The organism is Saccharopolyspora rosea, from assembly GCF_025643595.1.
Classification (GTDB): domain Bacteria; phylum Actinomycetota; class Actinomycetes; order Mycobacteriales; family Pseudonocardiaceae; genus Saccharopolyspora; species Saccharopolyspora rosea.
The window spans coordinates 1953541-1980536 of record NZ_CP102826.1; the positions used below are offsets into that span (position 1 = coordinate 1953541).

General features: G+C 72.6%; 20 protein-coding genes and 1 pseudogene. 14 read left to right on the plus strand and 7 right to left on the minus strand.

Annotated elements, in window-relative coordinates; all coding sequences use genetic code 11:
- The first annotated feature begins 7 nt into the window (after positions 1-7).
- Positions 8-2512, plus strand: coding sequence for a GtrA family protein (locus NV263_RS09515; RefSeq protein ID WP_263252283.1), 2505 nt, complete (start codon positions 8-10; stop codon positions 2510-2512).
- A pseudogene (locus NV263_RS09520) lies at positions 2509-3177 on the plus strand (PIG-L family deacetylase); the annotation flags it as partial. The gene NV263_RS09515 and the pseudogene NV263_RS09520, both read left to right, overlap by 4 nt.
- Before the next feature lie 1121 nt (positions 3178-4298).
- Here NV263_RS09520 and NV263_RS09525 read toward each other — a convergent pair.
- Together NV263_RS09525 and NV263_RS09530 are read right to left on the minus strand one after the other, a co-directional pair.
- Positions 4299-5609, minus strand: coding sequence for an MFS transporter (locus NV263_RS09525; RefSeq protein WP_263252284.1), 1311 nt, complete (start codon positions 5607-5609; stop codon positions 4299-4301).
- A 155-nt stretch (positions 5610-5764) separates the two neighbouring features.
- Positions 5765-6556, minus strand: coding sequence for a DeoR/GlpR family DNA-binding transcription regulator (locus NV263_RS09530; protein ID WP_263252286.1), 792 nt, complete (start codon positions 6554-6556; stop codon positions 5765-5767).
- A 136-nt stretch (positions 6557-6692) separates the two neighbouring features.
- Between NV263_RS09530 and NV263_RS09535 the strand changes: the two genes are divergently transcribed.
- From NV263_RS09535 to NV263_RS09585, 11 genes are all read left to right on the plus strand, one after another.
- A complete protein-coding gene (locus tag NV263_RS09535) occupies positions 6693-7391 on the plus strand; it encodes an HAD family hydrolase (protein ID WP_263252288.1) in 699 nt (232 codons plus the stop codon).
- Between the two features lie 47 nt (positions 7392-7438).
- Positions 7439-8497, plus strand: coding sequence for a 2-hydroxyacid dehydrogenase (locus NV263_RS09540; protein WP_263252289.1), 1059 nt, complete (start codon positions 7439-7441; stop codon positions 8495-8497).
- A complete protein-coding gene (locus NV263_RS09545; RefSeq protein WP_263252291.1) occupies positions 8494-9963 on the plus strand; it encodes an FGGY-family carbohydrate kinase in 1470 nt (489 codons plus the stop codon). Before NV263_RS09540 ends, NV263_RS09545 begins: the two co-directional genes overlap by 4 nt.
- A 27-nt stretch (positions 9964-9990) precedes the next feature.
- The gene (locus NV263_RS09550; protein WP_263252293.1) at positions 9991-11724 is read left to right on the plus strand and encodes a dihydroxyacetone kinase family protein; all 1734 of its coding nucleotides are present in this window, start codon (positions 9991-9993) and stop codon (positions 11722-11724) included.
- 21 nt (positions 11725-11745) lie between these two features.
- Positions 11746-12237: a ribose-5-phosphate isomerase gene (locus tag NV263_RS09555; protein ID WP_263252294.1), complete on the plus strand. Its 492-nt coding sequence runs from the start codon at positions 11746-11748 to the stop codon at positions 12235-12237.
- Between the two features lie 12 nt (positions 12238-12249).
- Positions 12250-12903: a class II aldolase/adducin family protein gene (locus NV263_RS09560; RefSeq protein ID WP_263252296.1), complete on the plus strand. Its 654-nt coding sequence runs from the start codon at positions 12250-12252 to the stop codon at positions 12901-12903.
- 266 nt (positions 12904-13169) lie between these two features.
- On the plus strand, positions 13170-14447 hold the full coding sequence (locus NV263_RS09565) for a GNAT family N-acetyltransferase (RefSeq protein WP_263252297.1): 1278 nt from the start codon (positions 13170-13172) through the stop codon (positions 14445-14447).
- A 48-nt stretch (positions 14448-14495) separates the two neighbouring features.
- The gene (locus NV263_RS09570; RefSeq protein ID WP_263252299.1) at positions 14496-14828 is read left to right on the plus strand and encodes a glyoxalase superfamily protein; all 333 of its coding nucleotides are present in this window, start codon (positions 14496-14498) and stop codon (positions 14826-14828) included.
- Positions 14829-14882: 54 nt separating this feature from the next.
- Entirely contained in the window at positions 14883-16160 is a 1278-nt protein-coding gene (locus tag NV263_RS09575; RefSeq protein ID WP_263252301.1) for a hypothetical protein, read from the plus strand.
- The gene (locus tag NV263_RS09580) at positions 16157-17230 is read left to right on the plus strand and encodes a DUF917 domain-containing protein (RefSeq protein WP_263252303.1); all 1074 of its coding nucleotides are present in this window, start codon (positions 16157-16159) and stop codon (positions 17228-17230) included. The genes NV263_RS09575 and NV263_RS09580 overlap by 4 nt, the downstream gene beginning before the upstream one ends.
- Positions 17227-18699 carry a PucR family transcriptional regulator gene (locus tag NV263_RS09585; RefSeq protein WP_263252304.1) on the plus strand — a complete coding sequence of 491 codons (1473 nt, stop codon included), beginning with the start codon at positions 17227-17229 and terminating at the stop codon, positions 18697-18699. The genes NV263_RS09580 and NV263_RS09585 overlap by 4 nt, the downstream gene beginning before the upstream one ends.
- 12 nt (positions 18700-18711) lie before the next feature.
- Here NV263_RS09585 and NV263_RS09590 read toward each other — a convergent pair whose 3' ends face one another.
- Together NV263_RS09590 and NV263_RS09595 are read right to left on the minus strand one after the other, a co-directional pair.
- Positions 18712-20334: a hydantoinase B/oxoprolinase family protein gene (locus NV263_RS09590; protein ID WP_263252305.1), complete on the minus strand. Its 1623-nt coding sequence runs from the start codon at positions 20332-20334 to the stop codon at positions 18712-18714.
- The gene (locus NV263_RS09595; protein WP_263252306.1) at positions 20331-22370 is read right to left on the minus strand and encodes a hydantoinase/oxoprolinase family protein; all 2040 of its coding nucleotides are present in this window, start codon (positions 22368-22370) and stop codon (positions 20331-20333) included. The genes NV263_RS09590 and NV263_RS09595 overlap by 4 nt, the downstream gene beginning before the upstream one ends.
- Positions 22371-22540: 170 nt before the next feature.
- On the opposite strand from NV263_RS09595, the gene NV263_RS09600 reads away from it, so the two are divergent.
- The gene (locus tag NV263_RS09600; protein ID WP_263252308.1) at positions 22541-23851 is read left to right on the plus strand and encodes an MFS transporter; all 1311 of its coding nucleotides are present in this window, start codon (positions 22541-22543) and stop codon (positions 23849-23851) included.
- A gap of 286 nt (positions 23852-24137) precedes the next feature.
- Here the strand turns inward: NV263_RS09600 and idi are convergent, their stop codons facing one another.
- The 3 genes from idi to NV263_RS09615 all read right to left on the minus strand — a co-directional run bounded on the left by idi (position 24138) and on the right by NV263_RS09615 (position 26994).
- Positions 24138-24713: an isopentenyl-diphosphate Delta-isomerase gene (idi, locus tag NV263_RS09605; protein ID WP_263252309.1), complete on the minus strand. Its 576-nt coding sequence runs from the start codon at positions 24711-24713 to the stop codon at positions 24138-24140.
- 202 nt (positions 24714-24915) lie between these two features.
- Positions 24916-25662: an IclR family transcriptional regulator gene (locus tag NV263_RS09610; RefSeq protein WP_263252310.1), complete on the minus strand. Its 747-nt coding sequence runs from the start codon at positions 25660-25662 to the stop codon at positions 24916-24918.
- A 51-nt stretch (positions 25663-25713) separates the two neighbouring features.
- On the minus strand, positions 25714-26994 hold the full coding sequence (locus NV263_RS09615) for a NupC/NupG family nucleoside CNT transporter (RefSeq protein ID WP_263252311.1): 1281 nt from the start codon (positions 26992-26994) through the stop codon (positions 25714-25716).
- Between the last annotated feature and the right edge of the window lie 2 nt (positions 26995-26996).

Sequence of the window (26996 nt, forward strand, 5' to 3'; positions counted from 1 at the left end):
ATCGGCGATGTGGCATCACCTCCGCCGGTCCGAGATCGGCCGGTTCACCGTGGTGGGCGGGGCGAACACGACGGTGCACTACGCGGTCTACCTCGCGCTGTGGTCGTTGCTCCCGCAGGTCGCGGCGAACATCGCTGCCTCGGTGGTGGCGACGTCGTGTTCGTACTTCCTGAACTGCCGCTTCACCTTCGGGGTTGCGCCGAGCCTGCGCTCGTCCCTGCTGTTCCCGCTGTCGAACGTGGCCGTGGTCGCGCTGGGGGCGGGGGTGGCCGCGATGTCGGTGGGCGCGTTCGGCGTCGACCCGGTCTTCGCGCCGTTGGCGAGCGGATTGGTCGCCGTACCGGCGACGTTCGTGCTCAACCGCGCGGTGCTCACCGGCCGAACTCCGGGCGGGGACTGGCGGGCCGGCCTGTGCGTGGCCGGACTGGTGGCCGTGCTGTGCCAGGTGCCGGTGCTGGTCAACCCGTCCTTCTACTTCTGGGACGACAGCGCGGCGCAGTTCCTGCCGATGTGGCATCGGTTGGGCGAGCGCCTGCTGTCCGGTGACTGGCCTCCGGTGCTGGACCTCGGATCCTGGATGGGCGGCAACATCGCGGCCGAGACGTTGTTCGGCATCTGGAACCCGGTGCAGGTGGTCAACTGCGCGTTCGTCGTGTGGATCGGTGACCTCGCGGTCGCCGCCGCGGTGGTCAAGACCGAGTACCTGGTGCTGCTCGGCGTGGGGACGTTCCTGCTGTGCCGGGTTCACGGCGCGGGTCGCGCAGCGGCTTCGGCCGTTGCGGTGGCCCTGCCGGTGTCCGGCTTCGTGCTGTACTTCGAGGCCGCGACCTGGGCGGGTGGGCTGGTCGGTTTCGCGTGGCTGCCGTGGGCGTGGTGGGCGCTGCGCCGCGTGGCCGACGGCGTGGCTTCGCCGCTGACCGCGTGGATCCTGTGCTTCCTCTGCGTGTCGGCGGGCGATCCGTACGGTGCGGTCGCGCTGTGCTTCGTCTTCGCCGGTGTGCTGGCCGAGAGCCGCGTCCGGGGTGGCGGTCGGCGCGCGGCGCGTGCTTTGGTGCTGACCGGCGTCGCCGTCGCGGCGACCCTGCCGTTGGTGTACTTCCCGTTGCTCGCGGCCTCCTCGGTGAGCTGGCGGTCCGGGCTGGAGCTGTTCAACGTCGGCCTGCTGGTCCCGCGAGCGACGGACCTGCTCAACGCCAGTCTGCCGAGTTTCGCACCGCAGATCCGGTCGTTCGGTTCGTTCCGGACGACCGTGCCCGCCACGTACCTCGCGTGGTTCGCCGTTCCGCTGCTCGCCTGGGTCGACTGGCGGGGCGTCGGTGCGTTGTGGCGGCGGTGCGGGTGCGCCGCGGTGCTGGCCGTCGGGTATTTCCTCTGGAGCATCGGACCGTCGAACGTCTGGCTCTTCCGGTGGCCGCTGCGGCATGTCGCCGTCCTGCACCTGGCCCTGGCGGTGCTGCTGGCCGTGGTGCTGTCGCGGGGGTTGCGCACGGACCACCTCAAGGTCCGGTCTGCGTGCACGGTTGGTGTGCTGCTGCTGAGCGGGTATCTCGCGTTCGCCGCGTGGCCGGCGCAGGCCGGCAAGCACCTGGTGTCGTTGGGCTTGGTCGGATTGCTGCTCGCGGTCGCGGTGCGGCTGCGCTCCCGACTGGTCGTGGTGCTGCACCTCGGTACGGCTTGCGCGCTGGTGCTCCAGTGCCTGTGGTTCCCGGCCAACCGCGACGTGGCGGTGTACAACTTCCCGACCGATGTCCGGCGGCTGCGCGCGCAGTACCGGGACCTCGGGGACGGGGCGGTCATGCAGGTCGCGAACCGGGACCGGATTCCGGCTGAGCAGATCGCGTCGGGCAGGGCCTGGTCGCGGCTTCTCCTCGGGAACATGCCCGCCGTTGCCGGGTTGGAGAGCCTGGTGTCCTACACCGGCATCGGTTTCGACGCGCTGCACAGGGCGCTGTGCCTGGAGTACAACGGCTCGACGTGTCCCGCGGCGCTCGCGCGGTTGTGGCGGGCGGACGCGCCCGGAGTCCGGTTGGCCGACGAACTCAAGGTCACGAGTGTCGTGGTGCAACGGTCGCTGGTCGACTCGCCCGTCCCGCCGGCCGGTTGGTGGGTGGCGCAGCGGACCGCCGAGGCCACCGTGCTGCGCCGCGGGGCACCGGTTCCGTGGCCTCGGGGAAGGCTCAGCCACGCGCGCGGAGTGCTGGTGACCGAAGACGTCCCCGCCGGTCGGAACCGGGAAGTGGTGCGGTTCGTCCGTGAGGCGGGCGGCGACGCCGGGCTGGTGTTCGCCCGTCTGGCATGGCCGGGATATCGGGCCACCGTGGACGGACGTGCGGTGCCGGTCGCGTCGACTCCGGCGGGACTGCTCGTGGTGCGGATACCGGCCGGGATCGCTCGCGGTGAGCTGGTGGTCCAGTGGTGGCCGCCGGGGTTCGCGTTCCAGCTGTCCGCCGCCTGCGCGGGCGCGTTGCTCGCCGTCTTCCTGGGGTGGAGGTACCGGAGGTGGGTGGGATGAGGAGAGCCGGGATCGCGGCCGGTGTGGTGGCCGCTCTGCTGTGCCCGTTCGGTTCGCCGGGTGCGGAGGGGGTGGTGAGCCGCCCCTCGCACGTCCAGGTGGTCGCCCACCCCGATGACGACATCTTGTTCATGAACCCGGACGAGTCCCTCGCGGTTCGTTCGGGAGCGCGCGTGACGACCGTCTACCTCACCGCCGGGGAGAGCGACGTGGAACCGTCCGCCGATTATGCGGCGCAACGCCAGGCAGGCGCGCACGCCGCGTTCGCGCACATGGCCGGGGTGCCCGACGAATGGGATCGTCGCGCGTTGGGGATGCCCGGCGGCCGGGAGGTGGAACTGCACACCTTGCGCGCTCGCCCGGGAGTCCGGCTCGTCTTCGCGGATCTGCCGGACGACAACGATCCGCGCGCCGCGGGCGGCCGTCACGCGTTGAGCAGGCTCTGGGCGGATCCGGCCGCCCGGGTCGGGACTGTGCTTCCCACGGGAGCGCCGGTGCGTCCCGGCGAGTACGACCGGGATGCGGTGGTCGCGGCGTTGCGCTGGATCTTCGACCGGATCGCACCCGATGTGGTGCGCACCCTGGACTCCGCCCCGGACCCCCGGTACCAGCAGCAGTGGGGCGAGCACCACGATCACCCCGACCACGTAGCGATCGCCGCGTTCGTCCGCGCGGCGCTGCGTGGCAGCGCCGTTCCGGTGATCGAGTACCGGGACTACAACATCGCCGACTCGTCGCCGAACCTCCCGCCGGAAGCCGTCCGGGACAAGCGGGAGATCTTCCGCCGCTACGCCCGCCACGATCGCGTCGTGAGCATGCAGGACCCCTACGACGCGTGGCTTCGCAGCAGCCGCCCGCGGTGGCCGACCGGTTCAGGGTGGGCGCGCGCCGACCGGCGTGGCCGGATCCACCACGTGCGGGAAGTGGGCGGACGGTTGGTGCTCGGCGACGGTGTTCGCGAGTCCGTTGTGGACACTCCCTGGGCTGTGGCGGGGGCTCCCGTCCTGGTCGGCTCGGCGGAGTTGGTGCTGGTCGTGCAGGATGTCCGATCCGGGCGGATCGCGCTGAAACGGCAGGGTCCGTCCGGAGAGTGGCCGGTGGGCTGGGAGGACTGGGGCGTGCCGACTAGTGCCGCGGTCGTCACCGGGGTCGGCCCGCCTGCCGCTGCGGTGCGCCCGGACGGTCGGGTCGTCGTGGCGGTGCGGAACCCGCGCGGTGGGGTCAGCGTGGGCTGGGGCGGCGGGCGGTGGAGCGAACTCGGCGGCGGGGCGGTGGACGACCAGGTGTCCGCGGTCGTGGACGGTCGCGGTTCGGTGCACGTGTTCGCGGTGGCTCGCAGCGGGCTGCTGCACTGGGAGGAGCGCCGACCGGGGCGGTTCGACCTCAGGCAGGACGCCGGATTCCGGCCGAGTGGTGGCGTTTCCGTCGCCCGGGGGCGACATGCTGTTGCGGCGTTCCGCGAGTCCGCGACCGGGCGCCTCGTCGTGCTCGCGGAGAACACCGGATGGTCACCGGTGGCGTCGTTCGAGGCCTCCGCGGTCTCGGATCCGGCGATCGCCGTGGACGAGGTCGACGGTCAGGACGTCGTGGTGGTGGCCGCGCGTGCCGTTGATGGCGGCGTTTCGTTGTTCACCGGACGTCGCCGTGGCCGGTTGTCCGGTCGGTTCATCGGGCAACCCGCGCTCGTCGCCGGTGGCCGGTTCGTGGTCGCGCTCGGCGACGACGGGCGGATACGAGTCCGCCCGCGCCCCGGGGCCAGGGCGCGGGCGGATCCGTTGCAGCCGGGTCAGCTCGTCTTGGCAGCGGCCTCCTGCAGGTTCTTGCCCTGCTCGATGGCGGTCTCGGCGTCCTTCGGCAGCTTCAGCAGCATCGTCAGGCCGATCGAGACCACGTACAGCAGCGCGAAGATGATCGTGACGCCGGCGGCGCCGACCGTGGGGAAGAACAGGCTCGCGATGGCCGGACCGACGAAGGTCGCACCACCGGCACCCAGGTTCAGCAGCGCCATCGCGCCGCCCTTGTTCGTCGGGGCCATGGACGGGATCAGCGCCGAGATCGGCACGAAGCCCGCCAGCGTCGCGCCGTAGAGCATGCCGACCACGACCGCGGCCCAGTAGTAGTCCGGGCCCAGGAAGGTGGGGATGAAGTACAGCAGGCAGACGCTGATCGCGCAGCCGAGCCCGCCGAACGTCGCGATCGTCGTCCGCCAGCCGATCTTGTCGCTGAGCGCGCCGAAGATCAGGTTGAACACGATGTTCGTGCCGTAGATGATCGCCAGCAGCTGCAGCCAACGGCTCTCACCGAACCCGACGTCGTCGGAGAAGATGCGCGGCAGGAACACCAGCATGCCGAACTCCGGTGCGGTGTTGATCACGCGGACGATGCAGCCCACGAAGACCCGCGGGTGCGTCCAGATCACCGAGACGCTGCTGCCCAGGCTCTGGCCCAGCGAGACGTCGGCCGAGATCAGCCGCTTGAAGCCGGTGCGCTCCCGGACGCCGAGCAGGGCGAACGCGCCACCGATGGCGATGAGCACCAGCGCGGACCACAGCGTGCCCAGCTGGCCGAGCGCCGGCGTCGTCAGGCTCGACCACAGCGAGCCCAGCGTCGGCAGACCACCGGTGAACGCGAAGTAGAACCAGCCGACCGCGGTCCCCAGTCGGGCACTGGGGGCCGTCGCGGTGATCCACACCAGGAACCCGAAGGCGAACAGCGGATAGCCGAAGCCTCGGATGCCGTAGAACACCAGCATCAGCACGTAGTTCTGGGTGCCCAGTGCGAACACCAGGTAGAGGATGTCGAAGACGACCCAGATCGCGAAGCCGAGCATCATCACCCGGCGCGGTCCCCAGACGTCGGACAGCGCGCCGGAGAACCAGGACGCGATCATCACCGCGACGCCGTACAGGGTGATCACGTAACCGGCGCGCACGTCGCTGCCTGCTCCGTGGTCGGCCATGTACGGCGAGATGAAGCCGGACTCGACGCCGTCACCGATCATGAACAGCAGAACGCCGATGTAGCCGTAGACCAACGCCTTGGGCAGGCCCCATCGGTCGAGCAGGGATGGAGATCCCGCAGGAGTGGCTGTAGACACGCCAAACCTCCACGTTGAGGTGCTGGTGCAAGGCGAGGCGTTGCCCGCTGGTCGCCTACGACCTCGCTCACGTCACGGCCCATGTTCATACACTGCGGTAAAAATATCAATAGCAGTGTTAAAACTCGGCGCGCGATGTTGCGACCGGGGTCGGGTCAGTGCTCGACCGGGCACAGCCGGACGTCGGTGTGCTCCCGCATCGACTCGACGAGATCGTCGTCGAGCTCGCCGGCGAGCAGCACGTGGTCGAACGCGCTCACCGGGGCGAACTGGTGCAGTGCGGCCCGACCGACCTTGCTGGCGTCCATCATCAGCACCTTCGTCGCCGCGGTCGCCAGCATCGCGCGCTTGACGATCACGATCTCCTGCTCCTGGTGGAACGTCATGTGCGCGTTCATGGCCGAGGTGGACAGGAACACGATGTCGACCGAGAAACTGCTGACCATCTCCTGGCACGGCAGACCCAGGTAGGAGTCGTGGGTGCGGGAGTACTCGCCGCCCAGGCCGATCAGCCTGATGTCGGGGACCTCGCGCAGCGTCTCCTCGACCTGGCGGTAGTTGCTGACCACGGTCAGCGGCCCGACGTCGGGTAGCAGGCGGGCCAGCGCCAGGGCGGTGGTCGAGTCGTCCAGCAGCACCGACATGCCCGGGGTGATGAACTGGACGGCGTCCCTGGCCAGCGCCTCCTTCTCCTGGATGTGGGTGTGCAGGCGGAAGTCGGAACTGCTCTCGAAGACCGTCGACGGCTGCGCGGACACGCCGCCGTGGAACTTCCGCAGCAGGCCGCGCGTCACCAGGTCGTCGATGTCGCGGTGCACCGTCATCAGGCTCACCCCGGTCAGCGTGGACAGTTCCGCCGCGCTGGCGAACCCCTGGGCGACCACGTGGTCGATGATCCGTTGCTGGCGCAGGAGTCGGGGGGACTGCTTCTTCGGTGCGGACGACATGCCACTCATCTTGCCTTCCGCGGGGCCGTTGGTGGTCATCAACCCGCGGTCGACGGGGGAGTATCACAGAGAGGGTGACAATTAACTACGGTGGTGTTAATTTGAGGTCCGTCAGTGATTGGCGGGAGGTAGGAGCATGACGCAGCCCGAAGGGTCGGCCGGCGCCCACCGCGCGGTGGTGTTCGACATGGACGGCGTACTGGTCGAGAGCGAGCACCTGTGGGAGCGGATGTGGACGCGGTTCGCCGCCGCCCGGGGTCGCACCTGGACCGTGGAGCAGACCCGGCAGGTCCAGGGCATGAGCGCGCCCGAGTGGGCGGCGTTCCTCGCTCGCTTCAGCGAGGCGGCCGAGTCGGCTGAGGAGACTGAACGCCAGGTGGTCGACGACATGATCGCCGCACTCGACGACGGCGAAATCGAACTGCTGGCCGGAGCCCGGCAGATGGTCACCGACGTCTCCGCGCAGGTCCCGATCGCGCTGGCGTCCTCGGCGCCGCGCCGGTTGATCGACGCGGTGCTCGACCGCCACGGCCTGACCAAGCACTTCACCGCGACGGTGTCCAGCGCCGAGGTGCCGCGCGGCAAGCCCAGCCCGGACGTCTACCTGGCTGCCGCCGAGAAGCTCGGACACGCGGGGGCCGACTGCCTGGCCGTTGAGGACTCCAGCAACGGGTTGCGGGCGGCAGCCGCGGCGGGAATGACTGTGATTGCCATTCCGAACTCCGACTACCCGCCCGCGGAGGACGCGCTGGCCAAGGCCAGCTACGTCGCCAGCGACCTTGACGACGTCCGCCAGCGCCTGCTCGGCTCGCTGGCCGAACCGGTCGGCAGCTGAGCGCTCCCGCGGCCACCTGATCCGTTGAAGACAAAGGAGTCCTCCCCATGACCAGTGTTCTCGCCGCAGGCGACCACTTCGTCGCTCCGGAGGTGTTCGTCGACGCGTTGCGGCGCAGCGCCGGTGAGCACGACCTGCGGTTCAACACCCTTCAGCTGCCTTGGCCGGTGGAGCCGTTCGGCCCGGTCGGGAACGTGCAGGAGGCCAGCGGCACCGAGGCCCAGCTGCTCGACGCGCTGGGCGACGCCGAGATCGTCGCGACCCAGATGGCCCCCTTCACCGACGAGGTGCTGGCGAAGGCACCGGGGCTGAAGTTCGTCGGCGTCTGCCGGGGCGGGCCGGTGAACGTCGACCTCAAGGCCGCCACCGAACAAGGCGTGATCGTCTCCTACGCGCCGGGGCGCAACGCCGCGGCCGCCGCCGAGTTCGCCGTCGGCCTGATCCTGGCCGCGTTGCGCCGCATCCCCGGCTCGGACGCCGAGCTGAAGTCCGGCCACTGGCGTGGCGACTACTACGCCTACGAGAACGCCGGCATCGAACTGGACGGCTCGACCGTCGGCCTCGTCGGGTACGGGGCGATCGGCAAGATCGTGGCCCGGGTGCTCAAGGCGTTCGGCGCGCACGTGCTCGTCGCCGACCCCTTCGTGAAGGCCGAGGACGCCGCCCAGGACGACGTCGAACTCGTCGAGCTCGACGCGCTGCTGCGGCGCAGCTCGGTGGTCAGCCTGCACGCCCGGCTCACGCCCGAGACCCAGCACCTCCTCAACGCCGAGAACCTCGCGCTGCTGCCGGAGGGCGCGGTCCTGGTCAACTCCGCCCGCGGCGGGCTGCTGGACTACGCCCCGCTGCCGGACCTGCTCAAGTCCGGTCGGCTCGGCGCGCTGGCCGTCGACGTCTACGACATCGAGCCGCCGCCGCGCGACTGGCCGCTGTTCGATGCGCCGAACGTGATCACCACGCCCCACCTGGCCGGCGCGACCCGGCAGACCGCGCATCGCGCCGCCGAGATCGTCGCCGGCGAGGTCGCCCGGTTCCTGAACGGGCAGCGCCCGCGCTTCGTGGCCAACCCGGACGTCCTCGACCAGTTCGAAGGTCTGCGGCCATGATCGTCGGGGTTGACGTCGGCACCTCGGTGACCAAGGCGTCGCTGCTGAAGCGGGACGGATCGGCGCTGGTCACCCACAGCGTGCGCTCCACCCTGCGGCGGTCCCCGGGCGGGCGGGTCGAACAGGACCTCGGTGAGGTCCTCGACTCGGTCGTCCAAGTGGTGCGCGAGGTCAGCGCGGAGGCCGACAAGAGCGGTGAGCAGGTCGAGGCCCTGGCGATCACCGGCCAGGGCGACGGGCTGTGGCTGCGCGACGAACAGGGCCACCAGGTCGGACCGGCGATCTCGTGGTTGGACGCCCGTTCTTCGGACGTGCTCGACCGCTGGCACGACACCGGCGTGCTGCGCCAGGTGTACGCGCTGACCGGGTCGGGGATGTTCCCCGGCTCGGCGGGGCCGCTGCTGGCCTACCTGGCCGAACACGACCCGGAACGGCTGGAACGGGCCGCGGTCGCCGGGTACTGCGTCGACGCGATCGTGCAGCGCTTCACCGGCGAGATCACCGTGGACGCCTCGGACGCCTCGCTGCCGTTCCTCGACGTGCCCACCCGCACGTACTCGGTGGAAGCGCTGCGGGCCTGCGGGTTGGAGGAGCACCGCAGGCTGTTGGCCGAACCGGCACCGCCGAACAAGCTGTTCGCGCTGGAAGCCAAGAGCGCCAAGGAGCTCGGCCTGCCCGCCGGGCTGCCGGTCTCCGCCGGTCCGTTCGACCTGCCGGCGTGCGCGTTCGGCGCGGGGGTCGAAGGACCCGGTGACGGGACGCTGGTCATCGGGACCACCCTGGGCTGCCAGGTGCTGCGCGACACGGTCGACATCGACGCGGACGGCGAGATCGCCGGGATGTGGCTGGCCACACCGCGGCCCGACCGGTACCTGCGGGTGATGCCGGCGATGGTCGGCACCGCGAACCTCGATTGGGTGCTGCGGACGGTGGGAGCCCGCATCGAGGAGCTGGAGACGCTGCTCGGCAACAGCCGGCCCGGCGCAGGTGGGGTCTCGGCGTTGTCGTTCCTGGCCAGTTCCGGCGAGCGTGCCCCGTTCGTGGAACCGCACGCACGGGGGCAGTTCACCGGCCTGTCGTTGGAGACCACCCCTGCGGACCTGGTGCGCGCGATGTGCGAGGCGGTCGCCTACGCCGCGCGGCACAACCTGGAGGCCGCGGGGCTGACCGGCGAGGTGTCGGCGTGCGGTGGTGGTGCGAGGTCCGCGGCGTGGAGCCAGATCTTCGCCGATGTGCTCGGGACCAGCCTGCACGTGCCGTACGAGGAAGGCGTCGGAGCGCGCGGCGCCGCGATGACCGCGTGGGACTCGCTGGGCGAACCGGTGGACCGGGAGAAGTGGGCCGCGGCCCGGCGCGTCGTGCGACCGCACCCGAACGCGGTCGAGTTCTACGAGCGCGGCTACCGCGACTACCTGGCCTCGATCGACCGCGCCCGGCCGCTCTGGCAGCAGGGTGCGGAGTCCTGACCTCCCGATGACGTTGAGGAGCAGCAGATGACGCGCTTGTACGACGATCCCGCGTCGTTCGCCGAAGACATGGTTGAGGGCTTCGTCGCCGCGAATCCCGGTTACGTGCGGCAGGTTCCCGGCGGCGTGGTCCGCTCCCGGCGTGCCCGCCGGGGCAAGGTCGCCGTCGTCACCGGCGGCGGTTCCGGGCACTACCCGGCCTTCTGCGGTGTGGTGGGGCCCGGGTTCGCCGACGGGGCGGTCATCGGCAACATCTTCACCTCGCCGTCGGCGGAGGACGCCTACTCGGTGGGGCGCGCCGCGGACAACGGTGCGGGCGTGGTGTTCTCCTTCGGCAACTACGCCGGGGACAACATGAACTTCGGCCTGGCCGTGGAGCGGCTGGAACGCGAGGGGATCCGCGCGCACAACGTCGTGGTGACCGACGACGTGGCCAGCGCACCCGCCGAGGAGCACGCGAAGCGGCGCGGCGTGGTCGGCGACTTCGTGGTGTTCAAGGTCGCCTCGGCCGCTGCGGAGGAGGGCTACTCCTTCGACGAGGTGGTGCGGGTGGCCGAACACGCCAACGACCGCACCCGCAGCCTCGGCGTCGCCTTCGACGGGTGCACCCTGCCCGGGCAGGACCACCCGCTGTTCGAGGTCCCCGCCGGGCGGATGGGGCTCGGCCTGGGCATCCACGGCGAGCCCGGGGTGTCCGAACGGGACATGCCGTCGGCGTCGGAGCTGGCGAAGATCCTGGTCGACGGGCTGCTCGCGGAGGCGCCGGAGACCGGCGGCACGCCTCGGGTGGCGGCGATCCTCAACGGGCTCGGTGCCACCAAGTACGAGGAGCTGTTCGTGGTGTGGCGCACCGCCTCGCGGCTGCTGGCCGAGGCCGGGGTCGAGGTCGTCGCACCCGAGGTCGGCGAGTTGGTGACCAGCCTGGACATGGCGGGGTGCTCGCTCACGCTGACCTGGCTGGACGACGAGCTGGAGCGGCTGTGGCAGGCCCCCGTCGACACCCCGGCCTACCGCAAGGGAACCGTGTCGCAGCCGGAAACCGACGAGTCCGATGTGGACGAGGAGCTGCGGGCTCCCGCCGAGCGGGTCACGGTCGTGGCCCCCGCCGAGGGGCAGGCCACCGCGGCGGTCGTGGTGAAGGCCCTGCACACGGTGGCGGACGCGCTGCGCGACGCCGAGGACGAACTCGGGCGCCTCGACGCGATCGCCGGGGACGGTGACCACGGGCGCGGGATGACCCGGGGCAGTTCGGCCGCGGTCGCGGCCGCGGACGAGGCCGCCGCCCAGGGCGTCGGGCCCGCGGCGGTGCTGCTCGCGGCCGGGGACGCCTGGGCCGCGAAGGCCGGTGGCACGTCGGGTGCGCTGTGGGGCGCCGCGCTGCGCTCGTTCGGCGATCTGCTGCCCGACCACCGCGAGGCGACGGGCGGGGACCTGGCGGCCGGTGCCGCGGCCGCGCTCGCCACCGTGCAGCGCCTCGGACGTGCCGAGCCGGGCGACAAGACCCTGGTCGACGCGATGGTCCCGTTCGTGTCGGAACTGCGCGCCGCCATCGACTCCGGTGCGGGCGGGGCGCAGGCCTGGCAGCAGGCGGCGGAGGCCGCGGCCAAGGCGGCGGAGCGCACCGCGGAACTGCGCCCGCGCACCGGCCGGGCCCGGCCGCTGGCCGAGCGCAGTGTCGGAACACCGGACCCGGGGGCGACGTCGTTCGCGCTCGTGATGGGCCGGATCGGAGAGGTGCTCGCGGCGAACACCGCGGCGTGATGTGGGGAAAGGACGATATCCGTGGCTGAACAGACGCCGTGGCGCATCGTGGTCGGCTCCGATGACGCGGGGCTGGAGTACAAGAACGCGCTGAAGAAGGACCTGGAGAACGACGACCGGGTCGCCGAGGTGGTCGACGTCGGCGTCGGCGCCGACGAGCACACCGCCTACCCGCACGTGGCGGTGAACGCCGCCCGCCTCGTCGCGGAGGGGAAGGCGGACCGGGCGCTGCTGGTGTGCGGCACCGGGCTCGGCGTGGCGATCAGCGCGAACAAGGTGCCGGGCATCCGCGCGGTGACCGCGCACGACAGCTACTCGGTCGAGCGGTCCGTGCTCAGCAACAACGCCCAGGTGCTGTGCTTCGGCCAGCGGGTGGTCGGGCTGGAGCTGGCCCGCAAGCTGGCCGCGGAGTGGCTGGACCTGCGGTTCGACGAGTCCTCGCCCTCGGCGCAGAAGGTCGCCGCGATCGGTGCCTACGAGTCGGCGTCGGACGCGTCCGGCGCCGCCTGCTGAGCGGAGCCGGGGATGAGCGGTGGGCCGCGGCTCCGCGGCGAGCGGGAGGAGGTCATCGCCGTCGCCCGCCGGATGACGGCGGACCGGTTGGTCGTCGGCACGTCCGGGAACGTCTCGGTGCGCTGCGGCGACCTGGTGGCGGTGACCCCCTCCGGGGTCGACTACGACGCGCTGCGGGTGGAGGACGTGCCGCTCGTGGAGCTGTCCTCGGGTGAGGTGGTCGAGGGCGCGCTCAAGCCCACCTCCGAACTCCCGATGCACCTGACCGCCTACCGCGATCACGGCGTCGGAGCCGTGGTGCACACGCACTCGCTGCACGCCACGGCGCTGTCGCTGTTGCGGGACGACGTCCCGGCCGTGCACTACCAGCTCGCGGACTTCGGCGGGACGGTGCGCGTGGCGGAGTACGCCACGTTCGGCACCGACCGGCTCGCCGAAGCGATGTCGGAGGCGCTGCGCGGTCGGAAGGGCTGCGTGCTGCGCAACCACGGGACCGTCGTGGTGGCCGACGACCTGGCGAAGGCCTACGGCCGCGCGCAGCAGCTGGAGTGGTTGTGCGAGCTGTGGCTGACGGCCAGCCGGGTCGGGACCCCGCGGCTGCTCGGGGAGGCCGAACTCGCGCGCTGCGCGGAGAAGTTCTCGTCCTACGGCCAGAACACGCGTTGACGACGTGCGGGGCGGGGCGGTGCCGGGAACCATGGTGCGACCTCCGGGGATGGGACGGGTTCGACGTCCATGATCCGGAGTCGAACTGAGGTTCGCATCACACGATCAGGTTGAACCGACGCGGTTTCCGCGCTCGCGGCACCGGAAGTGCCCGTCTCGCAAGGGAAAACGCGACGTGCTCTCGGATACCGCGTGGGCGTTCGTCCTTTAACCGCGTCGTCATCGCAGGTCAAGGAGCTGCAACACCGGGCGTGGACGATGGCGGCATGGCTACCGGAGAACGCCGCCAGCGGCACGGTTGGACCCGCGAACTGGTCGAGCTCGCCGTCCTCGTCCTCGCGGCCGGGACGCTGCACCTGTTCGTCCCTGCAACGCGCGGCCCGGACGCGGTTTCCCCGGTCCTGCTGGCCCTGGGTGCGTCGTTGCTGGTCGCGGCGGCCGCGAATACCCGCCGCCGGAGAAGGCGGGTCGTCCCGGCATCGCCCGCGCCGGAGGTGGACGGCGTCGCCGAACAGCGACGCCGGTTGTGGCGCCTGCGCATCTCGCTCGCCGACACCCCGGGGCGACTCGCACGCCTGGCCGCCGAACTCGCCGCGCTCGGCGGGGACATCCGCACCATGCAGGTGCACCCGATGCCCGACGGCGTGGTCGACGAGGTGCTGATGCACGCTCCCGAGGCCGTGCGCGAAGCCGACCTCGTGCGCGCCGCCCGGCGCGCGGGCGCCCGCGAGGTCCGGGCGCTGCGCGCCGACGTGCGGGAACTGGACGACGTGCCGACCCGGACGATCGGACTCGCCGCCGACCTGCTCACCGGGCGCACCGAGCTCGTCCGCGCGCTGCGCGGTCTGATCGGGCACGTCGAGGTCCGGTGGCAGGAGGAACGCGCCGATGACGCGCTCGCGGAGGGCACGATGTGCCTGTCCGACCCGGGAGGCGGGGTTCTGGTGCTGCGGCGGCCCGGCGCGTCGTTCACCCCCGCGGAGTACGCCCGAGCCCGGGCGTTGGCCGAGTTCGCCGCCGGCTGCCGGGCGCGTTCGCGCCCGGATCCGCGCCGGGTCGCGGTCGCCGGGGGCGAGGTCGCGGTGCGTCCGGCCGACCGCGACGACGCGGAGCTGGTCGCCGAGTTCCACGCGCGGTGCTCCGCGGCGTCGCGCTACCGGCGCTACTTCAGCCCCGGTCCGCAGGGCGAGCGGGGAGTGCTGCGGCTGCTGACCCCGGCGTTGGGCCGGACGCTGCTGGCGCTGGGACCGGACGGCGACGTGGTCGGCATGGGAAACCTGATGTACGACGGAGATTCCGCCGAGCTCGCGCTGCTGGTGCGCGATGACCGGCAGCGCCGGGGGATCGGCTCTGCGCTGGCGCGGGGACTCGTCGGGCAGGCCGCCGAACTCGGCGTCACGACGCTGACCGCGCACACGCACGTGGACAACATCGCGGTCGCGCGCACCCTGCGCGGAGCGGGCCTGAAGCTGGTCGGTGCGCCGGAACCGGGTGAGTGGAGCTGGGCGCGGGATCTGCGGTCCACCCCGGTGGCGGCTGGTTGAGCGGCGAGGTGCCGTGCAGTGCGACAGCACCGGTGTCACGATGGCCGCGTGGATGAGGACGTGATCCCGATCCTCCGGGTCGGAGAGGCCGAGGCCGCGGTCAAGTGGTACGAGCTGCTCGGTTTCACCGTGCAGTGGGAGCACCGGGCCGAACCCGGCTCACCGGCGTTCGTCGAGATCGCGCGCGGCGACGTCCGGCTGTTCCTGTCCGAGCACGACCACGACGCGCAGCCGGGAACGGCGATCTACCTCCGGGTCCACGACGTGGACGCGGTGGCGGCCGAATTCGGCGTCACGGCGCGGAACCGGCGGTGGACGCGGGAGGTCGAGCTGCGCGACCCCGACGGGAACCGGGTTCGGGTCGGCATGCCGATCGACTGACGCGGGCCGGCGACGTAGCCTCGGGGCCATGCCGATGCCCCCGGACGCCCGGTGATGCGGCTCGGGGTCCACCTCGACGCCGCGGGTGGCAGGACGGCCGTCGTCGCCGGTGATGAGGTGCGCGCGGGAGGGGTTTCACCGACTCCGGTGTCGCGGGGTGTTCCCGCCGCGCTCCGCGCCGCGCTGGCCGCCGCGCCCCGGGACCAGGTGGATTCGGTGACCGTCGCGACGAGCTGGTTCTCCGATGTCCTGGCCACCGGCGACGAACTGGAGCCGGTTGCCGTGCTGCGGCTGGCCCACTCGGACCGCTCGGTCTTCCCGCCGCTGTCCGGCTGGCCCGAGCACCTGCGCGGGGCGGTGCACGTCGGCAGCTGCGTCCAACCGGGCGGCCACGACCTCAGCGGCCGGCCGTTGGGGGCGCCCGATCAGGAGGCAGTGCTGCGGTTCGCGCGCGAGTCCGCCGAGGCGGGGGCGCGCGGCCTCGCGGTGACGGCGGTCGGGGCGCCGATGGTGGCCGACCAGGAGATCGCCGTCGCCGAGGTCGTGCACCGCCGGGCACCGGACCTGCCCGTCACGCTGTCCCACGAGGTCGGCGGTCTCGGCCTGCTCGCCAGGGAGAACACCACCGTGCTGAACGCGGCGCTGCGCCCGGCGGCCGAGCGCCTCGCCGACGCCGTGCGGGCGGTGGTCGACGAGTTCCTGCCGGGAGTTCCGGTGCTGTTCGGCAGGCACGACGCCGCGTTGATGAACACCGAGTACCTGCGCCGGTTCCCGGTCGCCGCGCTGGCCGCCGACGTCGCGGCGGCGTTGCGCGGTGCGGGGGTGCTCGCCGGTCTCGACGACGCGGTGGTGGTCGAGTGGGACGGCAGCCGCGGCTTCGCGGGCCGGATCGAGACAGGACTTCCCCGGCGCGGCAACGGTTTCCGGAATCCGAGGTTGAGCCTGCCGCTGCCGGACCTGGTCGCTTCCGGCGCCGACGGCGCGGCGCTGGCGGCGCACGTGCGGGCCGAGCCCGGTCCGGTGGTGGTGCTCGGCGAGCTCCCGGACGGGCTGTCCGACGCGCGCCGGCTCGCGGACGGCCGGTGGGCGGCGGCGGTGGGCGCCGCCACGGCCCAGCCCGCGGCCGAAGTGGACCGGGTGCTGGTGGAACCGAGCTCCGGAGGAGTGGACGGAGCCGTGGACCGGGTTGCCGAGGAGGCGCTGGTGCGGGTGATCAGCGCTGGTGCGCGGCCGGATTCGGCGCGCGTGGACGGCATCCGCACCACCCCGGTGGCGTACCTGCCCGGCAACGTCCACCGCGTGCAGGTCCGGGCCAGCGGAGTCGTGCAGTGACGGGATGGCCGGTCGCCGAGCGGATCGCCGCGGACGACGTGGACCCGTTGTTCGCCGGGGCGCGGCTGTTCACCTCCGGCAGCGGTGGGGGCAGCGGGCTGGCGAGCGTTCCGGTCGAGTGGCTGCGCGCGGTGCTCCTCGAAACCGGCCCGGTCCGGCTGGTGCGGCCGGGCCGAGCGCGCGGGTGGTGCGCGGCGGTCGGTTTCGTCGGAGCGCCGTTCCTGCTGGACGAGCAGTTGCCCACCGGGGACGAGGTGCTGCGCGCGGTGCGCCGGCTCGAACGCTGGACCGGTCGTGAGCTGGACGCGGTGGTGGCGCTCAACGCCGCGGGTGAGAACGCGCTGCTGCCGGTCATCGCCGCCGCGCAGCTGGGCGTTCCGCTGCTGGACGCGGACGGGATGGGGCGGGTGTTCCCGCTGGTCGAACAGACGACGTTCGCGCTGTCCGGGATCTCGCCAACGCCGTTGGCGGTCGCGGGCAGCGGCGGAGAGGTCGTCGTGCTCGACTGCCCGGCGAACCGGTTGGAGGTGCTGCTGCGCCAGACCGTGCTCAGCTGCGGCGGATGGGTGGTCTGCGCCGGTTACCCGGCCGACGCGCGGCGTCTCGGGTCGGCCGGTATCGACGGCGGCATCAGCCGGGCGCTCGGGGTGGGGCGGTGGTTGCGCGAGGGGGTCGACGGCGACACCGTCGCCCGGCGGTTGGGCGGCAGATCGCTCGGTCGCGGGAAGGTGATCGACGTCGAGCGGCGGACCGCCCGGTGGGGGTCGCGGACGCTGCCCGCCGCCGCGTCCAGCGTCGTGGTGCGCGAGGAGTCCGGGCACGTGCTGCGGTTGGAGGTGCACAACGAGGTGCTGTTGGCGCTCGACGACGGAGGAGCCGTGGCGTCGGTGCCGGACGCCATCGGCCTGCTGGACGTGCCCGGGCACCAGGTGCTCGGGGTGGAGGACGTCGCGATCGGGCGGGAGGTCGACGTGGTGGTGCTGCCCGCGGCGCAGGCGTGGCGCGGTCCGCGGGGGCTGGCGCTGGCCGGTCCCGGCGCGTTCGGGCTGGGCGGACCCGGATGGCCATGACGCGCGCTGACCCGCTGACCGTCGCCGAACTGCTCAGTTCGGGCGCGGTCAGCGGAACCGAGGTCGGACCGGCCGGTGACGAACGTCCGGTGCACGCCGTGCGGCTGGTCGACCGGATCGAGGAGATCGGTGGCGGTGTGCCGCACACCGCGTGCGTGCTCAGCGAAGCGGCGGCGCGCGGCGGCTGGGCGGTCGAGGCCGCGTTGCGGCGGGCCTGGGAGCGGGCCGCGGCGTGCGTGCTCGCACCGGCGGCGGCGATCAGCTCGCCCTCGGCCGATCTGGTGGCCTCCCGGCTCGGCGTTCCGCTGATCGCGGTCTCCGCCGATCCGCGCGAGGTGGCCCTGCGGTTGGCGGCGGCGGTGGCCGAGCCCGAGGCCGCGCGGGCGGCGCTCACCGCCCGGTGCGCGCTCCGCGTGGCCCAGGCGGGACCGAGCGCTCGCGCGGTTCTCGGCGTGCTCAACGGCGAACTCCCCGGTGTGCGGGTGGCGCTGGTGGACGTCTCCGGGGAGGTGGTGGCCGGGCGCCGCGCGGCAGCGCAGGCGTGGCGCGACGGGCTGGACGTCGTCGTCGAGCCCGTCGTGGGAGTCGGCGGGGCACCGCTCGGGCGGCTCGTCGCCGCCACCGGGGCGCGTTCGGAGGGCTGGCGGCGGACGGTCCGCGATGTGCTCGCGGTGGCGAAGGGTCAGGTGACCGCGTGGGCGGCGGCGGGGCGGCTGGAGGCGGAGCGGCGCCCGCGCACGGCCGCCGCGCTGCTGCGGCGGGTGCTCGACGGCGAGCGGTCGGACTCGCTGCTCGAAGGTCTGGCCGCGGTGGGCTGGCCGACCGGTGGCGTCGCCTCGGCGGTGGCGGTCGTGCCCGTCGACGAGGTGCGGGCGCAGGACGCCGCCGCGCTGGACGCGGAGTTCTGCTCGGTGTGGGAGACCGGCGGTCCGGGCGGGGTGCTCGCGCCGGAAGGCGGTGCGTGGATCGGTTTCCTGACCGGACGCGACGGCGGCGGTCCCGGGGCCGGGGAGCTGGCGGCCGCGGCCGAAGGGGTCCGGCGGCTGGCGGAGCGGTTGCCGGTCGCCGCCGGGGTCGGCAGACCGGTGGACGCGACGGCGGGGCTCGCGGAGTCGGTGCGCGGCGCCCGCGCCGCGGCGACGGTGGCCAGGCAGCAGGGGAGCCGCACCGTGCTGACCGCAGAGAGCATGGGCGTGCGCAGCCTGCTGGCGGCGCTGCCCGACCACCTCGCCGACACCGCGCGGGAGGTGCTGCCCGCCGTGCTGGACGCGGACGACGGCGAGGTGCTGCTGGCCACGCTGGGCGCGGTGCTCGACGCGGGCGGTTCGGTGAAGGACGCGGCCCGGGTGCTCGGCGTGCACCGCAACACCGTGACCGCCCGCTTGGAGCGCCTGCGCGGACTCGGCGTGGAGCCCGACGATCCGGCCCGGCGCCTGGCGCTCCACCTCGCCTGCCACCTGCTGAGGTGACCGGGAGACCTGCTACACCAACCCGTTCCGCCGGTCCTCGGCGTCGGCTTCGGGGCAGCGGTCGGCCGGGTCGCCGACGCCGCCGCCTCCGCCGCTGCTGCAGCGGATGACGTCGCCGGCGCGCAGGCGCAGGCCGTTGACCTTCAGCACCCGGCGTTCGTCCGGTCGGCCCGGGTTGACGACGACCTCCGGTGGCGCGGCGGTCCCGCCGCCGAAGAGCCCCCAGGCGGGCGTCGTCGAGCGCTCCCACCACAGCGAGAGCGCGGTGTCGGCGTCCAGCTCGTACTCGCGGACCACGCCGTTGCCGCCGCGCCAGCGCCCCGCGCCGCCGGACCCCGGGCGGATCGCGTAGCGGCGGACGCGCACCGGGTAGCAGGTCTCGAAGACCTCGATCGGCATGTCCTTCAGCGAGCCGTTGACGTTGTTGATCAGCGCGCTCTCGCCGTCGCTGCCCTGCCAGGCCCCCCAGCCGCCGACCGTCGCCTCCAGGCTGACGAAGTCCCGGCCGGTCCGGGGATCCGAGCCGTACAGCTGGACGATCATCGAGTCGCCGTAGCTGGCCGCCGCGACCCGGTCCGGCATCGCCGGGGCCAGCGCGCGCACCACCAGGTCGATGAGCAGCCCGAGGTGGGAGAAGTACCAGCCGCAGGCGGCCGGGTCGGTCGCACCGAGCATCGAACCCTCCCGCACCCGGACCCCCAGCGGCCGGAACGAGCCGCCGTTGAGCGCCACCTGCGGGCTGACGAGCAGCTTGTACGCCACCCGGCAGGCCGAGACCGCTTGCGCCGCACCGCAGTTCACCGGTCCGGCCGCCTGGTCGGCGCAGTCGGTGACGTCGATGTCCATCCGCTCGCCGCGGACCGCCACGCGCACCGCGACCCGCAACGGCCGGTCCAGGTCGATGCCGTCGTTGTCCAGGTGGCCCGCGGCCTCGTACACCCCGTCCGGGATCGCCGCGACCAGGTCGCGTTCGATGCGTTCGGTCTGCGCGAAGATCGCGTCCCGGGCCGCGTCCAGTGTGGACCGGCCCCACCGGCGGACGATCTCGACCAGTCGGCGCTGGCCGGTGCGCGCGCAGGCGATCTGCGCGCCGAGGTCGCCCAGCGCCGAGTCGGGGAAGCGGACGTTGCGGGCGATGACGTCCTGCACGTCGGTCCGGTCCTGCCCGCCCTCGACGACCCGCACCGGTCCCAGGCGCAGTCCCTCCTGGTGGATCGACGTCGAGTCCATCGGTGTGCCCGGGTCCTTGGCACCGACGTCGAGCCAGTGCGCGCGCGATGCGGCGAAGCCGACCAACTCGTCGCCGTCGAAGACCGGTGCGTAGACGGTGACGTCGTTGAGGTGGGTGCCGCCGATGTAGGAGTCGTTGAGCAGCCAGACGTCCCCGGGCCGCCACACGTCCCGGCCGAAGACCTCCTCGGTGTGCCGGGTGCAGACCTCCAGGTTGCCGAGGAAGATCGGCAGGCCCGAGGACTGGCCGAGCACGTGGTGGTCGGCGTCCAGCAGCGCCACCGCGCAGTCGCGCCCCTCGTAGATGACCGGGGTGTAGGCGCTGCGGATCAGCGCGGTGTTCATCTCCTCCGCCGCGTTGGCCAGCGCGCAGCGGATGATCTCGGTCGTGATCGGGTCGATCATCGGGCACCTCCCGGGGTGAGCACGAGCGCGCCGCTGTCGTCGACGGCGCAGCGGAACCGCGGTGGGACGACGGTCGTGGCGGTGGATTCCACGACCACCGCCGGACCTTCGACGGTGAAGCCGGCGGGCAGGTCGTCGCGCCGGAAGACCGGGGTGTCGCGGGCTTCGCGGTCGAAGACCACCCGCCCGGTGGTGCGGGGCGGTTCGGCGTCGGAGGGCGCGACGCGGGGCGCGGCGATCCGGGGCAGCTCGCCGAACGCGGTGGTGCGCAGCGCGACGAACTCGACGGGCGCCGCCGGGTTGGCGTGCCCGTAGCGGCGTTCGTGCAACGCGGAGAAGCGCGCGCGGACGTCGTCGAGGAACCCGGCCTCGGCGGGTTCCTCGGTGTCGCGGAGCGCGACCGGCAACGTGTACTGCTGGCCGACGTAGCGGACGTCGACCGCGTGCTCGACCCGGCGGTGCTCCTCGGCAACGCCCTCCTCGGCCAGCGCTTCCAGCGCCTGGTGCTCCAGGTCGCGCACCGCCCTGGACATCTCCGCGCCGTCGAGGTCGGCGCCGGGCGCGAAGTGCGGCCGGGAGAAGTCCTTGCGGATGTCGGTCTCCAGCATCCCCCAGGCCGAGAACGCGCCGGGCCAGCGGGGCACGACGACCTCGCCGATGCCCAGTTCCGCGGCCAGGAACGCCGCGTGCATCGCGCCCGCCCCGCCGAAGGCGACCAGGCTGAAGTCCTTGGGCTCGATGCCCTGCTCCACGGTGAGCGTGCGGATCGCCTGCGCCATCTTGGCGTTGGCGACGTCGCAGACCCCCTCGGCCAGCTCCACCGGGTCCAACCCCAGCTCGTCGCCCACAGTGGACAGAGCTCGGCGCGCGGCGTCGACGTCCAGGCGCAGGTGGCCGCCCGCGAACCAGTCCGGGTCGACGCGGCCGAGCACGCAGTTGGCGTCGGTGACGGTGGGCCGGGTGCCGCCCCGCCCGTAGCACGCCGGTCCGGGATCCGCCCCGGCCGACTCCGGTCCGACCCGCAGGCCACCGCCTTCGACGTGGGCGACCGAGCCGCCACCCGCGCCGATGGTGTGGATGTTGACCACCGGCATCAGCAGCGGGAAGCCCTCCAGCTCGGCCTCGGTGGACACGTCCGGCCTGCCGTCGACGACCAGTGACACGTCGAAGGACGTGCCACCCATGTCGACGCAGATCAGGTTCCGGCGGCCGAGCGACCGGGCCAGCGCGACACCGCCCATGGTCCCGCCGACCGGACCGGACAACAGCGTCTGCAGCGGTGCGCGCCGGGCGGTCTCGGCGCTGACGATGCCGCCGGACGACTGCATCACGTGCACCGGGACGCCGAGGCCGCGTTCGGCGAACTCCTTCTCCAACCGGGACAGGTAGGTGCGCACCACCGGCGCGGTGTACGCCTCGACCACCGCCGAGGAGGTGCGTTCGTACTCCCGCCACTCGCGCGCCACCTCGTGGGACAGCGAGATCGGCGCGTCCGGGCCGAGTTCGGCGCGCAGCACCTCGGCGGCGCGGCGTTCGTGGGCCGGGTTCAGGTAGCTGAACAGGAAGCACACGGCGATCGCCCCGAAGTCCTCGGCGCGGAACCGGGCCGCCGCGGCGCGCAGCGCGTCCTCGTCCAGCGGCGCGATCTCGCGACCGGAGTGGTCCAGCCGTCCGCCGATCTCCGCGGTCGCGCTGCGCTCCACCAGCGGCCGGGGTTTGCGGTAGTGCACGTCGAACAGCCGGTTCCGGTTGCCGCGGGCGATCTGGTAGACGTCGCCGGTCCCCTCGGTCGCCAGCAGCAGCACCGGAACTCCGCGCCGTTGCAGGAAAGCGTTGAGCCCCTGGGTGGTGCCGTGCACGGTGAACGCGATCTCGGCGGGGTCGGCGCCGACGCCGCCGAGCGCGTTGAACACCCCTTCGGTGAGGTCGTGCGGCGTGGTCGAGGACTTCGCGGCGGCGTAGGTGCCGGTGGCCTCGTCGTAGGCCACCACGTCGGTGAAGGTCCCGCCGATGTCCATCGAGACCCGGTAGGTCATCTGTGACTCCCTCAGGTCGGATCGGTGATGTCCGCGACCGTAGGGAGCCGCCCAAACCGCGGTCTGGGCCGCGTGCACACCGCACCGCTCGGTGCTGTGCACGCGGCCCGGACCGCCGCCGGTCCGGCGGCGTAGCTTGCTCGCCCACACGCCAACCGGTGGGAGGAACGATGCGAGCGCTCCAGTCGACCAGGCAGGTGGGTGAGGTCTTCCAGGACATGCGGCTGACGCGCAGGCACGTGCTCGCGGGCGCGGGGTTGTTCGTGGCGACCGCGGTGGATTCGTGGGAGTTGCAGGCCATGGTCTACGTCGCCGGCGGCGTCGAACGGGATCTGGGCATCGACCAGACCGGCGTCGGCACGCTGATCTCCGCGCTGTTCCTGGGCACGATCCCGGGTGTCCTGCTGTGGGGACCGGTCGCCGACCGGATCGGCCGTCGCCGCACGTTCGTGCTCAGCATGCTCGCCTACGGCGTGCTGGCGGCCTGCACGGCGTTCGCGCCGACGTACTCGACCATGCTGGCGTTCCGGTTCTGCGCGGGGCTGCTGTACGCGGGCGCGCACTCGATCACCTACCCGTACTTCGAGGAGCTGATGCCGGTCCGGGTGCGCGGGAAGGCGACGGTGTACCTGGCGTCGGGCTGGCCGGTCGGATTGCTGGTGGCCACCGGTCTCGCCGCACTGCTGGCCGACACCGACTGGCGGCTGTACCTGGCCGTCAGCGCCGGCGGTGCGCTGTGCGCCTTCGTCGTGCTCGCCTGGGTCCCGGAGTCGCCGTACTGGCTGGCGATGACCGGGCGGCAGGAGCGGGCCCGGCGCGCCCTGCGCCGGCTCGGCGGCGTCGACATCCCGGACAGCGTCCGGCTGACCGTTCCCGGGCGCGGGCGGGCCGAACCGCTGGAGCTGCTGCGGGGACGCCTGGGGCGCTGCACGGCGCTGCAGGTGCTGATCAACTTCGTGTTCGCGTGGGCCTACTGGGGATTGCAGACGTGGTTGCCGACGCTGCTGGCCGAACGCGGGCTGTCGCTGTCGTCGAGCCTGGGGTTCATCGCGCTCAGCGCCCTGTTGATGTTCCCCGGGTACGTCTCCGCGTCACTGCTCACCGCGCGCTGGGGCCGCAAGAAGGTGTTCGTGGCCTACGTCGTGGGGGCGGGCGCGGGCGGAGCGCTGTTCGCCGCCGCGACGTCGCTGGCGCAGCTGTACGCGGGCAACTTCCTGCTGGCCTTCTTCAGCCTGGGCGCGTGGGGCGTGTGGAACACCTGGTTCGGCGAGCTGTACCCGACCTCGGTGCGCGCCACCGCCTACGGCTGGGGCATCGCCGGGCAACGCGTCGCGAACGCGGTCGCGCCGACGGTGATCGGGTTCCTGCTGGCGAGCGCGGCGGGTTTCACGGTGGTGGTGGCCGGTGTCGTCGGGTTCCTCGTGCTCACCGCCGCGCTGGCGTTGCTGCTGCCGGAGACCGAAGGCGAGCGGCTGGGCTGAGCGCCCGTCTTCGAACCCCCGCGCGCGGAGTTCGAAGACGGGCACCGGTCTCTGAGCCTGTCGTTGAACTCGTTGTGCGTGGCGGTGCCGGGAGCGGAACCTCAGCGGCCGTCTCGGCTGTGGGAGCCCCTCCTTTTGTATGTCCAATACACGGCGTCGGGGCTGTCCTCGCGAGACGACCGCTGAGAACCCGCGGCGGTGCAAGTTGCTTGCATACTCACCGAAAGAGAAAGCGGCTCACGCCGCTTGCCATACCCCTTCCGGGAGCAGGTTCAAAGACAGGCACTCAGCGCGTCGCGGCCGGTGGGAGGTCGGTTTCGGCGCCCTGCGGCCACTGGGTCGGTTCGGCGCCGAGCTCGGCGAGTTCCCGGACCTGCTGGGCGCACCACGGGGAGATCTCGGCGCGGTCGGCCAGCACGTCCTCGCTGAAGCGCTTCCACTCCACCCAGCGGGTCTCGGCGACCTCGTCGGGGTTCGGCGCCGGGTCCGACTCGGTGAACGCGACGAACACCGGGCACATCTCGTTCTCCACCACGCCGTTGGGCATCACCGCCCGGTAGCGGAAGCGCGGCAGGGCCAACCGGAGATCGCGCACCACCAGGCCCAGCTCCTCGCCGAGCCGGCGCACGATCGCCTCGCGCATCGACTCGCCCGGGGCGGGGTGACCGCAGCAGGTGTTGGTCCACACGCTCGGCCAGGTGCGCTTGTGGTGCGCGCGCTGCGTGAGCAGGAACTCACCGCGGTCGTTGAAGACGTAGCAGGAGAACGCCAGGTGCAGCGGCGTGTCCAGGTGGTGGACGGTGACCTTGTCCTCGACTCCGATCGCCTGACCGGAGTCGTCGAGCAGAACCACCTGTTCCACGGGCGGTACCTCCTTGCCGAGCTGGGTGCTGCCGCGCACGGCGCGGCGGTGGACGCGACCACCCTAGGGGTGCGGACCTCCGGGCGGATCGGCCGACAGGCCGTCCCGGCTGCGCCGAAACGTCCTGTCGGCCTAGTCCATCCGGCCGAGTGGTCGACGCCGATCGTAGCCCGGCGGTGGCGGAACGCGACGGGGTGTTCGCTCAACGTAGCCGACGCGTGATCTCCCGGGCCGCCCGGCGGACCGCGTCCGCCATGGCGTCGAGCCGGTCGGCGACCCGCGAGGTCGGCCCGGCGACGGCGACGGCGGCCGGGGTGCGCGGGGCGAGCACCGCGCTGGACACCGCCGAGACGTCCGGGACCGTCTCGCCGCGGTTGTAGGCGACCTCGTCGGCGACCACGTCGGCCAGCTCGCGCTGCACGCGTTCGCGTTCGGCGGGGTCGGTGAAGTGCTCCCGCAGGTGCGCGTCCCGCTGCTGCGGGTCCAGGTGCGCCAGCAGGCACTTGCCCGAGCTCGTCGGGTACAGCGGACGGCGCCGCCGCAGCGGGGCGGAGTACCGGATGACCTGGGTCGACTCGACGGTGTCCAGGTACACCACCGAGTCGCCGACCAGGGCGGCCAGCATGACCGTCTCGTCGAACTCCGCGCGCAGCCGCCGCAGCGTCGGCCGGGCGGCCTCGACCAGCGGCCCGGCGGTCGGGGCGAGCAGCGCGCCGACCGCCGGGCCGAGGTGGTAGGCCCCGTCCTGCTCGTGCAGGTAGCCGGTGGCCACCAGGCCCTTGACCAGGCCGTGCACCGACGTCTTCGGGGCGTCCAGGACGCCGGCGAGCACGTTGAGGCGCACGCCGTGCGGATCGGCGGCCACCGTCTCCAGGATCGTGGTGACCCGGCTGACCGTGCGGTGCTGCTTGGCCGCGCCGCGCGGCGCGCCGACTGGTCCACCACCCACTGCGTCCCCCACTCGATCTGCCGGGTCGGCGTCAGAATAGTCCGCCGTTGATCACACCAGGACGCCCGCGATGGTGGCGCTGAGCAGGTTGGCCAGGGTCCCGGCCAGCACCGCCCGGATGCCGTACCGGGCGATCCAGCCGCGCCTGCTCGGCACCAGTCCGCCGAGACCGCCCAGCAGGATGCCCAGCGAACCGAGGTTGGCGAAGCCGGTGAGGGCGAAGGTGATGATCGTGGCGGTCTTCTCGCTGAAGCGGCCGATCTGCGGGCCGAAGTCGGCGAAGGCCACGAACTCGTTGATCACCAGCTTCTCGCCGACGAACCCGCCCGCGGCCACCGCCTCGTGCCAGGGCACGCCGATCACCCACATCACCGGCGCGAACAGGTAGCCGAGGATCTGCTGGAGCGTCAGGCCGTGCAGCCCGAACAGCCCGCCGAGCCCGCCGACGATCAGGTTGACCAGCGCGATCAGCGAGACGAACGCGAACAGCATGGCGCCGACGTTGAGCGCCAGCCGGAGTCCGTCCGAGGCACCGGCCGCGGCGGCGTCGATGACGTTGCGCGGTTTCGCCTCCGCCTCGTCGTCCGCGGCGGCGTCGGCGGTCTCGGAGGTCGCCTCGGCCACCTCGGTGCTGTCGGTGCTGGGCTTCTCCGTCTCCGGCATGATGATCTTGGCCATGAGCATGCCCGCCGGGGCGGCCATGAAGCTCGCCGCGATCAGGTTCTCCAGCTTGGCGCCGAGCATCGCGTAGCCGACCATGACCGACCCGGCGACGGTCGACAGGCCGCCGACCATCACCGCGAAGAACTCCGAACGCGTCATGCTCGCCAGGTAGGGACGCACCACCAGCGGCGCCTCGGTCTGGCCGAGGAAGATGTTCGCGGTGGCGTTCAGCGACTCCGCCCGGGTGGTGCCCAGCACCTTCTGCAAACCGCCGCCGATGATTCGCACCACCCACTGCAGGATGTTCCAGTGGTAGAGCACGGCGGTCAGCGACGCCACGAACACGATGATCGGCAGCACCTGGAAGGCCACCACGGTGCCCTGCGCGGGCAGGATCGGCCCGACCAGGAAGTCGATGCCCTCCTTGGAGGAGTCGATGACCCGCTGCACCGCGTTCGCGACCGCGCTCAACGCCTGCTTGCCCAGGTCCCAGCGCAGCACGACGACGGCGAACAGGACCTGGATGGCCAGTGCGCCGAGCACCGTGCGCGGCCGGATGGCTCGTCTGTCGGTGGACAACGCGAACGCCAGCAGCAGCACGACCACCGTGCCGACGAGTCCCCACAGGATCTGCACGATCCGCCCCTCTCCCCGGATCCGCCGCGGCACGG